This window comes from Actinosynnema sp. NPDC023794 (genome assembly GCF_040639675.1).
Classification (GTDB): Bacteria; Actinomycetota; Actinomycetes; order Mycobacteriales; family Pseudonocardiaceae; genus Actinosynnema; species Actinosynnema luteola.
Window position 1 is genome coordinate 612,924 of record NZ_JBFAFR010000001.1, and the last position, 11,931, is coordinate 624,854.

The window sequence follows — 11,931 nt, forward strand, 5'->3', positions numbered from 1 at the left end:
CCGGCGGCCATGAGGGTCGTCGTCACGGGTGCCAGCGGCAACGTGGGGACGGCCCTGCGCCGCGTGCTCGCGGAAGCGGGCGACCCGGTGGTCGGCATCGCGCGGCGGATACCCGTCGGTTCACCCGGATGGGTGAGTTGCGACGTGGGCGCGCCGGCCGCCGAGGTGGTGTTGGGCAGGGCGTTCGCGGGGGCGGACGCGGTGGTGCACCTGGCGTGGGCGGTGCAGCCCACGTCGGGTGAGGCCGCCATGCGGCGCACCAACATCACCGGCACCGCGCACGTGCTGCGTGCGGCGGAACGCGCCGGTGTGCCGCACGTGGTGGTGATGTCCTCGGTCGCGGCGTACACGCCCGCTCCCGCGCCGGTGGACGAGTCGTGGCCGTGCGGCGGGGTGCCCGGCAGCGCGTACAGCGCGCAGAAGGCCGAGCTGGAGCGGTTGCTCGCCGGTCGTCCCGGGGTGGCCGTGCTGCGGCCGTGCGCGATCGTGCAGCCGGACGCGGCCGGTGAGCTGGGCCGGTGGGCGTTGAGCCCGTTGGCGCCGGTCCGGGTGGTGGGGCGGCGGTGGCTGCCGGTGCCGTTGTGGCGGGGGTTGCGGGCGCAGGTCGTGCACGCCGAGGACGTGGCGCGGGCGATCCGGGTGGTCCTCGCGCGGCACGCCTTGGGCGCGTTCAACGTCGCAGCCGACCCGCCGTTGGGCGCGCGTGAGCTGGCCCCGTTGTTCGGCGGGTTCCTGGTGCCGGTGCCGTTGGCCTTGTTGCGGGCGGTGGCTTGGCCGACGTGGCGGCTGGGTCTGCAGCCCGTGCACCCCGGGTGGTTGCGGCTGGCGGATCAGGTGTCCGTTGTGGACAGTTCACGGGTGCGGGCGTTGGGGTGGGCGCCCGCGCACCCGCCGCGGGAGGCGTTGGCGGAGTTCGTGGCGGCCATCGCGGAAGGGCGCGGCACGTGGGGTCCGCTCGCGCCGCGTGATGTGGGACGGTGGCAGGGGCTGCGGTTCGGTCGGCCGGTGCAGCAGAGCCAGGGAGACGTGCGTTGAGCGATGTCGTGGACGCGGTGGTCATCGGTTCCGGTCCGAACGGGCTGGTGGCGGCGAACCTGCTGGCCGACGCCGGGTGGGACGTGCTGGTGCTGGAGGCGGCCGACGAACCCGGTGGGGCGGTGCGGACGGCGGAGTTGACCGAGCCGGGGTTCCGGCACGACCTGTTCAGCGCGTTCTACCCGCTGGGCGCGGCGTCGCCGGTGATCTCCGGGTTGGACCTGGGTCGGCACGGGTTGCGGTGGCGGCGGGCGCCGGAGGTGCTGGCGCACGTGCTGCCGGACGACCGGGCCGTGGTGCTGTCGCAGGACGTGGACCGGACGGCGGCGTCGGTGGAGGCGTTCGGCGCGGGTGACGGTGACGTCTGGCGGGCGGAGTTCGCGTTGTGGCAGCGGGTCCGGGCGGAGCTGGTCGAGGTGTTGATGCGGCCGTTCCCGCCGGTGCGCGCGGGCGCCGGGTTGGTGGGCGCGTTGGGCGCGGGTGGGGCGTTGCGGCTCGCGCGGTCGTTCCTGCAGTCCGTGCGGGCGTTCGGGGACGAGCGGTTCTCGGGTGAGGGCGCGCCGTTGTTGTTGGCGGGCAACGCGATGCACACCGACCTGGGGCCGGACCAGGCGGGCGGTGCGGCGTTCGGGTGGTTGCTGTCGATGTTGGGGCAGGACGTGGGGTACCCGGTGCCCGAGGGCGGTGCGGGTTCGTTGACGCGGGCGTTGGTGCGGCGGCTCGGCGGTGTGGTGGAGTGCGGCCGGGCGGTGGAGCGGGTGGTGGTGGCCGGTGGGCGTGCGCTGGGGGTGCGTGACGCGGCGGGTGGGTACGTGCGGGCGCGGAAGGCGGTGCTGGCGGACGTGCCGGCGCCGGCGTTGTACCTCGGGTTGGTGGGGGCGGAGCACCTGCCGTCGCGGCTGGTGTCGGACCTGGCCGCGTTCGAGTGGGACGACGCGACGATCAAGGTGGACTGGGCGTTGGACGGGCCGGTGCCGTGGACGGCGGGTGGGGCCCGGGGTGCGGGGACCATCCACTTGGGAGGGGATTTCAACGCGTTGTCCCTGTTCAATGCCGAGATCGCGTGCGGGCGGACGCCACAGGTGCCGTTCGTGATCATGGGCCAGATGACGACGACGGACCCGAGCCGTTCACCGGCCGGCACGGAGACCGCTTGGGCGTACACGCACGTGCCGCGGGGTGAGCGGTGGCCCGCCGACCGGGTGCGCCGCCGTGCCGACGGGGTCGAGCAACTGATCGAGCGGCACGCGCCGGGGTTCCGCGACCTGATCCGCGCCCGTGCGGTCCACGGCCCGTCCGACCTGGAGACCGGCAACCGCAGCCTGGTCGGCGGTTCGATCAACGCGGGCACCGCCGCCATCCACCAGCAGCTGGTGTTCCGCCCGACCCCGGGCCTGGCGCGTGCCGACACCCCCATCGACCGCCTGTACCTGACCTCCGCCTCGGCCCACCCCGGCGGCGGCGTCCACGGCGCACCCGGCGCCAACGCCGCCCGCGCCGCCCTGACCCGCAACGCCCTGGCCGGCGACGCCTACCGCCTCCTCCTCCGCACCCTCCACCACCACCTCTACTAACCCGCGTGTCGAACGCTCAAGTCCCACGTGTCGAACCTTCAGGACCCGCGTGTCGAACCTTCAGGACCACCGAGTCCTGCGTTCGCGTCGTGCCGGTCCTGGATGTGGAGTTCAGGGGGCCTGAGCGTTCGACACGCGGGACCCGAGGGTTCGACACGCCGGGTCTGAGGGTTCGACACGCGGGACCTGGAGGTGCGACACGCGCGGTTAGGTGGGTTTGCGGGTGGCGCGGGCGGCGAGGCGGGCCAGGGTTTCACGGTTGCGAGGGGTCAGGAAGAGGGACTGGGCCGGGTCGGGGAGGAGGGAGAGGGGGCCCTTGATCGCCTCTTCGAGCATGGTGATCTCGCAGCCGTCGGAGGTGGCCTTCAGGTCGAAGCGGATGCGGGCCGCACCGAGGGGCCACAGGCGCGCCTCCAGCTCCACCATCCGGGGCGGGTCGACGTCCAGCACCGTGGTCACGTCCTCCACCGCCAACGGCCACGCGCCGACGCTGTGGTGGATGCGCGTGCCGGTGCCCGGCCACCCCGCGTCCACCTCGCGGATGTGCGCGGCGCCGACCACCCAGCCCGCGTAGGACCAGCCGTCGGCCAGCACCGCGAACACCCGCTCCACCGACGTTGGCACCGCCAAGCGCACCTCGATCATGCGCCTCGGATTCCCCGCCCGGACCGGCGAAAACTACCCACCAGGGCTACTTGGCGCGCGTGCCCTTGAGCTTCACGAGGTCGGACTCGAACAGGTTGGCGACCACGGCCAGCCCGCCGGGTGTCGCCGGGTCGGGCCGCGCGATGTACGACTGCGTCGCCGACGGCCGCCCCACCAGCGAGAACCGCAACTGCCCGGTCAGGCTCTTCGTGTCCACCTGGTTGGTGTCCTGGAACGCCCGCAGCACCCCGTCACGGGTCAGGTCACGGGCACCGCACGCCTTCTCCAGGATCGCCGCGAACGCCATCCCGATCACGTAGCCGTGGTCCACCGACCCGGTCGGCTCCAGCTCCGGGAACTTGCGCGTGAACGCCTCCGCCACCGCGCGCGGCCCCGGCAGGTCGGTCGCGAACGGCGCGATCGGCGACACCACCTGCACCCGCTTCACCACGGCCGCCGCCGCGGGCGACTGGAGGATCAACGGGTCGTACCCCACCGCGTTGACCAGGAACGGCACGTCCCAGCCGAGCCGCTCGGCGGTCGCGACGGCGGTCGCGGTCTGCTGCGGCGACGTGCTCAGGAACACCGCCTTCGCCCCCGCCGCACGCAGCTCGCCGACCTGCGCGGCCACGTCCGCGGTCTCCGGCACGGCCTTCGAGACCAGCTCCATGCCCCACTGCTCGGCGGCGAACGTGCTGCCTTCCAACGCGTTGACGCCGTAGTCGCTCTCGACGTGGATGTGCCCGATGGTGTCACCGGCGCCGATCAGGCCCGAGCGCTTGGCGTGGTCCAGCCCGTTGATCACGTCGAGGTCGTACGTCGTGCCGACGATCACCATGTGCGGGTTGCCGAGCAGGCTCGCCGACCACGACGCGGGCGCGGCGATGGCGCGGGTCTGCATCAGGTCCGGCTCGATGGCCTCGGTCATCGGCGCGCCGGTGACGTCGATGAACCCGAGCACCTCCGGCTCCAGCTCGAAGTACGCCTGCAACGCCCGGTCGACGTCGTAGCCGTGGTCGGCCTGCTTGAGCTCGACCTCGCGCCCGCAGATGCCGCCGCGCTCGTTCAGCTCGGCCAGGAACAGCTCGTAGCCCTTGATCCGGATGAGCGACGTCGCCGAGAACGGTCCCGTCATGTCGGTCAGCACACCGAGCGAGATCGTGTCGTCGGTGACGCCGGGGCCCATCTCGACCGGCGATTCCTCCGCCGCGCCGCAACCGGCGAGCAGCACCGCGACCACGGTGGATCCGACGACGAAGCTGCGCACCAACGAGGACTCCCACCACTCACGTTACCGACGGGTAAGGAGTATCGACAGAAGTCGCCCGGTTCGCCTAATCATGTGACATACCGCACGGTCGGTGACGTTTCCCGCAGCAGTTCGCACCCGTTCGCCGCGCCTGCCACCCGATCAGTCCCCATAACGTCACGAAGCGCAAGGAGTGCGCCCCGAACCGAACGCTTCGGGTTCCGATCCACCGACCGACAAGAAGAGCAGACGCCGTGAGGACCGCCGGGGGTCGCCCAGCGGTCCTCACGGCCTGTCCATGACCGGTACGTGCGCCTAAAGGTACGAGCGCTGGCCCCACGGCATCGCCGCGGCGAGCTGCGCCCGCCTGCCGATGTCGAGCTTGCGGTAGATGCGGGTGATGTGGAGTTCGACGGCCCGGGTCGACACCGAGAAGTGCTCGGCGATCTGCCGGTTCGTCATCCCCTCCAACATCATCAGCGCGATCCGGTGCTCGTGCGGCGTCAACGGCTCGCGCGAGCGCGCCTCGGCGCTCTGCCCGTCACGCGGCCGGACGATGCCCGGCACGCGCTCACCTTCCGGCACACCCAGCAGCACGTGCCACTGGCGTATGCGCACCTCGGCGATCGACTGCGATCGCACGTACGGGTCACCGCGCACCAGGTCCCGGGCCGCGGCGTCGTCGGGCACCTGAACGATGAGCAGCACGCCGGAACCATCGGCCCACGGGCCGGTTCCGACGAGCACACCCTGCTCGGCCAGCGGACGCCAATATTCCCGGTGTGCGAGATGAATGGATCTCCGCACCTGGCGCGCATCACGAAATGTCAACTCAACGGCGAAAGCCACTGGACTGATCCCCATTTCATTCCGCGGCCGACTTTCGCCACATACTCAACTGTGACGTTTATTCAGTGTCAAGTGAGACACATCACAACGGTGATATGGGAACCCAATGGCCCCTATAGCCGCTTTTCGAACCAGTGCTCCGCATAGCGGTCGTCGTTGAACGCGGGCACCTCACGGTAGCCGTGCCGCGCGTACAACGCCCGCGCTTCGACCAGGTCAGTACGGGTGTCGAGGCGAATGGCCGCAGCACCAAATGAGACAGCCGCTTCCTCGACCGCCGCGAGCAGCGCCGCTCCCCCGCCCGTGCCGCGAGCCGCCGGATCGACGAACATCCGCTTCATCTCCGCCATTTCGCGGTCAACCATGCGGAAGCCGACGCATCCTCGCACGGCCCCGTCGCGGTGCCCGACGAAGAACCGCGCCAGGTCGTCGGTCGGGTCCTCGGCGATCGCCTGGTCGACCTCCTCGGGCGCGGCCGGGCGGCCGTAGTAGCGCGCGATGATGTCGGCCAAGTAGGTGCGGATCACCGCGACCGCGGTCGGGCTGTCAACCGGTTCCGGCTGAACGGTCCAGGAACTCATTGGCAGATTCTCACCCGCGTTGGGCCATTCGGACACGTGGTTTTCGGCATTCCGGACGCGTGTAAAGTCCCCGCCCGTGGCAGCGCAACAGGTCCGGCTGGAGCGGGACGCCGTGGGGCTCGCGGTGCTCACCGTGGACGCTCCCCCGCTGAACCTCTACAACGCCGAGTTGCACGACCTGCTGGAGGCGGCGGTCGAGGACCTGGAGCAGCGGCCCGCGCGGGCGCTGCTCATCCGCTTCGAGGGCAAGGTCGTCAGCGGCGGCGTCGACGTGGGGCTGTTCGCCGCGCAGGAGACGTCCGCGCAGGCCAAGGCCCAGCTCGACCAGATGCTGGAGCTGACCGAACGGGTGGCCGCGCTGCCGTTCCCGACCGTGTTCGCCGCGCACGGGCTGTGCCTGACGTGGGCGTTCGAGGTCGCGGTGGCGTGCGACCTCGTCCTGGCCGCGCGGCGGGCGACGTTCGGGTTGGTGGAGAAGGTCGTCGGGCTGACCCCGACCATGGGCGGCACGCAGCGGCTGGCCGCGCGGGCGGGCGTCGGTCGGGCCAAGGAGCTCGTGATGACCGGCGAGCGCTACGACGCGGCCACGCTGGAACGGTGGGGCGTGGTCAACCGGGTGCTGCCGGACGGGGGTTTCGACGACGCGGCGCTGGAGTTCACCGCGGCGCTGGCGACCGGGCCCACGGTGGCGCACGCGGCCACCAAGCGGGTGCTGGCGCACTTCGAGAGCGGCGGCGTGGCCGAGGCGGACCAGCACGTCACCGCGATCGCGGCCGAGCTGTTCGAGACCGAGGACCTGCGCGGCGCGGTGCGGTCGTTCCTGGCCGACGGTCCGGGCAAGGCGACGTTCAGCGGTCGCTGATCCGCCGGAACTCGCCCCACCGGGTGTTCTGGCGGTCCCAGATCGCCCGGTACTTGGCGAACATCTCGGCGACCTTGGCAGCGTCGACCCGGTCGCTCGGCGTGGCCGCGAGGTAGTGGCTGACGTCGTCGTGCAGCCGGTGGAAGCGGGAGATGGACTCCTCCATCAGCACCCACAGGGGCCGCCACGCGAAGTACGGCTCCAGCACGGCGAACACCGTGGTCAACGCCACCAGCGAGAACGCGAGACCCGTCCAGAAGTCCAGGTCCTGCCAGCCCAGGATGATCGTCGCGGTCGCGGACATGGACAGCAGGCCGACCTTGAGCGCGGTCGCCCGGCGGCTGAACCTGGCCGCGCGCACCCGACCGTAGTCGCGGGCGCGGTCGATGCGGCCCAGCAGGTCCTGCGCCAGCTCGTGCGGGCTCAGGCCCGACTTCACCGGCTGCTCTTCAGGCTCTTCCACGGCGGGCACCCTATCGGGGGTCGTAGGCGGCGGAGCCGTACCAGGCCAGGGCGGAGCGCAGCTCGACCACGTCCCGGTCGCGGCGCTTGCGGTAGCGCTCGTGCGAGATCGGGTAGACGCGCAGGCCGCCCTTGTGCTTGGTGAAGCTGCCGCGTCCCAGCGTGTCCGGTGTCTTGGCGGCGGCGACCAACCAGACCACGAGCCACGGGCGGGCGTGGTGCGCCTCGACCTTCACGCGGGCGATCGCGTACCACGGGAGGCGGCGCGACTCCTCGCCGTTGGACAGCGTGATGCCGTCGGGTCCGACGTCGAGGGTGAGCGGCGAGCGCGCGACGCCGACCAGGAGGCGGATGCCGGCCAGCGCGAACGCCAGGAACGCGAGGAAGGCCGCCGCCCGCACGGCGTCGGGCGCGCCGGAGGCGGCGTCGGCGATGGAACCCGTCACGACGGCCGCCAGCGCGTTCGCACCGGCCCAGCTCAGCCCGACGGCGCGGGAGGTCTTGAACCGGACGCCGGTGGGGCGGACCTCCTTGGGCGCGGGGTCGACGCGGACGGGTGCCGCGGTCGGGGGCCTGGGCTGCACCGGCGCGGGGGTGACGAGGGTCGGCGGTTTGGGCGGTGGGTCGTCCACCATCACGCGGGTCGGCGGCTTGGCGGGCAGCTTGCCCAGCTCGGTGTGCCGTTGCTCGACCATGGTGCGGACGCGTGCGGGGAGCCAGGACGGTTCGGCGGACGGCGGGCCGATCGCCTCCAGCAGGCGTGCGGGCGTCGGGCGGTTCGCCGGCTCGCGGACCAGGCACGGCACGATCAGCGGCACCAGGCTCGGCGGCACGCGCGAGAGGTCCGGCTCCTGGTGGACCACGCGGTAGACCAGCGCGGACGTGGCGCCCTCGCCGAACGGCCCACCGCCCGTCGCGGCGTAGACCAGCACCGAGCCCAGCGCGAACACGTCACTCTGGGTGGTGATCTTGTGGCCGACGACCTGCTCGGGTGACAGGTAGCCGGGGGTGCCGAACACGATGCCCGCTTCGGTGAGCGCGGAGTGCTCCAGGGCGCGGGCGATGCCGAAGTCGATCACGCGGGGGCCGTCGTCGGCCAGCAGCACGTTGGACGGCTTGAGGTCGCGGTGCACCAGGCCCGCGCCGTGGATCGCGACCAGCGCTTCGGCCAGGCCGCCGGCGAGGCGGCGCACGGCGCGTTCGGGCAGGGGGCCGTGGTCCTGGACGGCCTGCTGGAGGCTCGGGCCGGGGATGTACTCGGTGGCCATCCACGGCCGTTCGGCGTCGGGGTCGGCGTCCACCACGGTGGCGGTCCAGAAGCCGCCGACCGCGCGTGCCATCTCGACCTCGCGGCGGAAGCGCTCGCGGAACTCGGGGTTGTCGGCCAGCTCGGCGCGCGAGACCTTGACCGCGATCGGCCGCCCGCCGCGTGACCGCGCCAGGTAGACCGACCCCATCGCGCCGCGGCCGAGGGCGGCGAGCAGCGTGTAGTCGCCGATCCGCGACGGGGCGTTCGGGGGCAGTGGCTGCACGACACCCACACTAGATGCGCCGGCCACCCCGCTTGGGCAAGACGGCGAGGTTCGCGGCGCAGCACACAGCGACGCAACCTCGGATGCGGTCGCGGAGTCGAGGGTGGCTCAGGGACCGGTCAGCGCGTCCTGAGCGTTGAATTCGGGGTACCTGAACGTAGGACACGCAGGTTCTGAACGTAGGACACGCGGGGTCTGGAGGTACGACACGCGGGTGCTGGAGGTAGGACTCACGGGGTGGTGAGGGTGAGGAGGGTCAGGGTGCGGGCTTGCCAGGAGTGCGGTTCGACCGAGGCGCGGAGGGTGTGCGGCGGCAGGAGGGGCCCGGTCGCGAGGGTGGTGCGGAGTGCGTCGACGAAGTCGGCGTGGGTGCGGGCGGCGCGGACGCGGTCGGTGTAGCCGGCCAGCTCGGCGAAGTCGGTGCTGACCACCGGCAGGCCCAGGGCCAGGTACTCCTTCAGCTTGATCGGGTTGGACCGTTTGATCCAGTCGTTGTCCTGCCACGGCATGATCGCCACGTCGAACGCCGAGCCGTAGGCCGGGATGGTGGTGTAGGGGCGGAAGCCCAGCCAGTGCACGTTGGGGTACTTGTCGAAGCGCTCCATGGGGTGGGTGGCGTCGCCGATCAGCACCAGGGACGCGTGCGGCAGCTCGGCGGCAACGCGTTCCAGCAGGTCGAAGTCCACCACGAAGTCGTCCAGGGCGCCGAAGAAGCCGATGCGCGGGCCGGGGATCGCGCGGACGTCGTCCGGCCACTCGTGCTCCGGCCGCGCGGTGAAGTGGTCGACGTCCACGCCGTGGTCGAGGAAGTGGGCGCGGGAGCCGGTGCGCGGCAGCTCCTCGTCCATCAACGCGTGGCTGACGTAGACGACGTGGTCGGCGTTGGCCAGGAGCTGGTCCTCCAACGCCTCGATGGACGCGCGGTCGGCCTCGGGGAAGTCCGAGTGCCGGTCCGAGCGGTTGAACACCAGGCTGTGCCGCCGCATCGGGGCGACCACGTCCCACGCGGTGGGGATCGTCACCATGATCACCGGCGTGCGCAGACCCAGCGCGAGGGCCACCAGCCGCACCTGGGCGCGGACCAGGACGGCGTTGACCTTGCGCAGGAACGGCGAGCCGTAGAACGGCAGCGGCAACGGGGACATCACGTAGAAGTCCGGCATCGGCCGGCGCACGAACTTGGCCACGCTGCGCAGCTTGCGCAGGATGCGCCGGGCGACGTGCGTGCTGTTGCCGCGGGTCGGCATCCGCATGCCGATGCTGTTGACCACGAGCACCCTGCGGTGCGCGGCCATCGACCGCATCAGCTGGAAGTCCGAGTGCGCCCGGTTGTGGTACCACCAGTCCTGCGCGGAGAAGCACACCCAGCCGGGTTCGGGGCCCGCGCCGGGGCGGGCCGGCCACCGTCGCCAGCGCAGCAGGTCGCCGACGGCCTTGCGGTGCTTGGCGCCGCGCGGCACGCGCAGCAGCTCGTTCAGCAGCACGGCGCACCACATCGCGAACGCGGCCAGGCGTCCGTTGCGCTCGCGGACCGCCCGGACCCGGTTCGTGGTGGCCATCGACCACAGCACCGGCGACGTGGACTGCTCGCCGCCGAGGTGCACGGCGCGTGCCCGCGGTTCGTAGCGGATGGCGTAACCGCGCTTGCCCGCGCGCACCATGTACTCGGTCTCCTCCGAGTACAGGAAGTACCGCTCCTCCAGCACGCCGGTCGCCTCACGCGCCTCGCGGGAGATCAGCCACGCCGCGCCGGTCGCCCAGTCCGCCGTGCCGGCCGTCTCGTACCGGAGGGGATCGACCACCAGCTCGCCGAGCGCCTCGGACCGGCCGGCCCGCGTGCCACCGAGGAGCGCCTCACCCAAGGCGCGCAACGGGTTCGGCGCCCGGCGCAGCGACAGCTGAGGCGCTCCGTCCGGCCCCGCCAGCCGGGGCACCGCGATGCCGGTCCCGGGCAACGCGAGCGCGGCGCTCAGCAGCGTGACGGCGTCGCGGTGGAGCCGGATGTCCGGGTTGAGCACCAGCACGTCGCAGTCCGGCGCGGCGGCGAACCCGGCGTTGACGCCCGCCGCGAAGCCGTCGTTGGACGTGCGCGCGACGACCTGGGCGTGTGGCGCGACCCGTGCGACGACCGCCAGGGTGTCGTCGGTGGAAGCGTTGTCCACCACCACGATTCGACTGTCCGGAACGGACTCCAACGCGGCGGCCACGGACTTCAGGCAGTCCTCGACGACCTCGGCGCTGTGGTAGGTCACGACGACGACGGCTAGCGGCACGTCCTACTCCCCGGTCCGGTTGCCGACTCGGTCGACTTCGGTCTGATTGCCGACGCCGTCGACATCGGTCTGATTGCCGACGCCGTCCGCGGCAGGGCGGCGGAACCGAGTGCGCAGCGCGCCCCCGAGCAGGCGGAACGCGAACGGCAGGTCGTCGCGCAGGTAGCGCTTGGCCAGGCGGCGCGGTTCGAGCGCGAGGCGGTGCAGCCACTCCGCGCCGAGCTTCTGCACCACGCCGGAGGCGCGCCGGAACTCGCCCGCGGCCATCGGGATGCCCGCGCCGCAGCCGAGGAACCAGGACGCGGGCAGGTCGGCGCGCAGGAGTCGGATCAGGCGTTCCTGCTTGGGGAAGCCGAGGCCGACGAACACCAGGTCCGGCTCGGCCTCCACGGCCTTGGCGACGGTCTCGGCGGTGGCGTCGGCGGAGGTCTCGAACCCGAACGCCGGCGAGTCCGTGCCCACGACGCGCAGCCCGGGGTACTTGGCGCACAACACGTCGGCGGCCTTCTCCGGCACGCCCGGTTCACCGCCGAGCAGGTAGAGCGAACGGCCTTCGCGGGCGGCGGCTTCGGCGAGGGTGAACACCAGTGACGACCCGGTGACCCGTTCGGGCACCGGGACGCCCGCGAGCCTGCCCGCCCACACCACCGGCATCCCGTCGGCGACGACCAGTTCCGACTCGGCGATCAGCGCCGCGAGCTCGGGGCTGCGGGTCGCCGCGCGCACGATGTCCACGTTGGCCGTGACGATCGCGCCGCCCTCGGCCCGTCGCCAGGCTTCGGCGACGTGGTCGGCCACACCGGACTCGCGGACGGACCACACGTCGACGGCGCCCACGCGAACGCGGGCCTGCGCAATGTCCGGCATAC

General features: G+C 72.2%; 11 protein-coding genes. 3 read left to right on the forward strand and 8 right to left on the reverse strand.

Annotated elements, in window-relative coordinates; genetic code table 11:
- The first annotated feature begins 9 nt into the window (after positions 1 to 9).
- Positions 10 to 1,035, forward strand: coding sequence for an NAD-dependent epimerase/dehydratase family protein (locus AB0H12_RS02745; protein WP_499620305.1), 1,026 nt, complete (start codon positions 10 to 12; stop codon positions 1,033 to 1,035).
- Entirely contained in the window at positions 1,032 to 2,609 is a 1,578-nt protein-coding gene (locus AB0H12_RS02750; protein WP_499620306.1) for a phytoene desaturase family protein, read from the forward strand. Before AB0H12_RS02745 ends, AB0H12_RS02750 begins: the two co-directional genes overlap by 4 nt.
- 207 nt (positions 2,610 to 2,816) lie before the next feature.
- Here AB0H12_RS02750 and AB0H12_RS02755 read toward each other — a convergent pair whose 3' ends face one another.
- The 4 genes from AB0H12_RS02755 to AB0H12_RS02770 form a co-directional block, all read right to left on the reverse strand.
- Entirely contained in the window at positions 2,817 to 3,254 is a 438-nt protein-coding gene (locus AB0H12_RS02755) for an SRPBCC family protein (RefSeq protein ID WP_499620308.1), read from the reverse strand.
- A gap of 46 nt (positions 3,255 to 3,300) precedes the next feature.
- The gene (locus AB0H12_RS02760; RefSeq protein WP_499620310.1) at positions 3,301 to 4,521 is read right to left on the reverse strand and encodes an ABC transporter substrate-binding protein; all 1,221 of its coding nucleotides are present in this window, start codon (positions 4,519 to 4,521) and stop codon (positions 3,301 to 3,303) included.
- Positions 4,522 to 4,818: 297 nt separating this feature from the next.
- On the reverse strand, positions 4,819 to 5,352 hold the full coding sequence (locus AB0H12_RS02765) for a LuxR C-terminal-related transcriptional regulator (protein WP_236594835.1): 534 nt from the start codon (positions 5,350 to 5,352) through the stop codon (positions 4,819 to 4,821).
- A 113-nt stretch (positions 5,353 to 5,465) separates the two neighbouring features.
- Complete coding sequence (locus AB0H12_RS02770; RefSeq protein WP_499620312.1) at positions 5,466 to 5,933, reverse strand: GNAT family N-acetyltransferase; 468 nt, start codon at positions 5,931 to 5,933, stop codon at positions 5,466 to 5,468.
- A 76-nt stretch (positions 5,934 to 6,009) separates the two neighbouring features.
- On the opposite strand from AB0H12_RS02770, the gene AB0H12_RS02775 reads away from it, so the two are divergent.
- On the forward strand, positions 6,010 to 6,795 hold the full coding sequence (locus AB0H12_RS02775; protein WP_499620314.1) for an enoyl-CoA hydratase/isomerase family protein: 786 nt from the start codon (positions 6,010 to 6,012) through the stop codon (positions 6,793 to 6,795).
- Here AB0H12_RS02775 and AB0H12_RS02780 read toward each other — a convergent pair.
- The 4 genes from AB0H12_RS02780 to AB0H12_RS02795 form a co-directional block, all read right to left on the reverse strand.
- Positions 6,782 to 7,258: an SLATT domain-containing protein gene (locus tag AB0H12_RS02780; protein ID WP_499620315.1), complete on the reverse strand. Its 477-nt coding sequence runs from the start codon at positions 7,256 to 7,258 to the stop codon at positions 6,782 to 6,784. The genes AB0H12_RS02775 and AB0H12_RS02780 overlap by 14 nt on opposite strands.
- A 10-nt stretch (positions 7,259 to 7,268) precedes the next feature.
- Positions 7,269 to 8,789 carry a serine/threonine-protein kinase gene (locus AB0H12_RS02785; RefSeq protein ID WP_499620316.1) on the reverse strand — a complete coding sequence of 507 codons (1,521 nt, stop codon included), beginning with the start codon at positions 8,787 to 8,789 and terminating at the stop codon, positions 7,269 to 7,271.
- Positions 8,790 to 9,019: 230 nt separating this feature from the next.
- Complete coding sequence (locus AB0H12_RS02790) at positions 9,020 to 11,062, reverse strand: glycosyltransferase (protein WP_499620317.1); 2,043 nt, start codon at positions 11,060 to 11,062, stop codon at positions 9,020 to 9,022.
- 3 nt (positions 11,063 to 11,065) lie between these two features.
- The gene (locus AB0H12_RS02795) at positions 11,066 to 11,929 is read right to left on the reverse strand and encodes a WecB/TagA/CpsF family glycosyltransferase (protein ID WP_499620319.1); all 864 of its coding nucleotides are present in this window, start codon (positions 11,927 to 11,929) and stop codon (positions 11,066 to 11,068) included.
- Positions 11,930 to 11,931 lie beyond the last annotated feature (2 nt).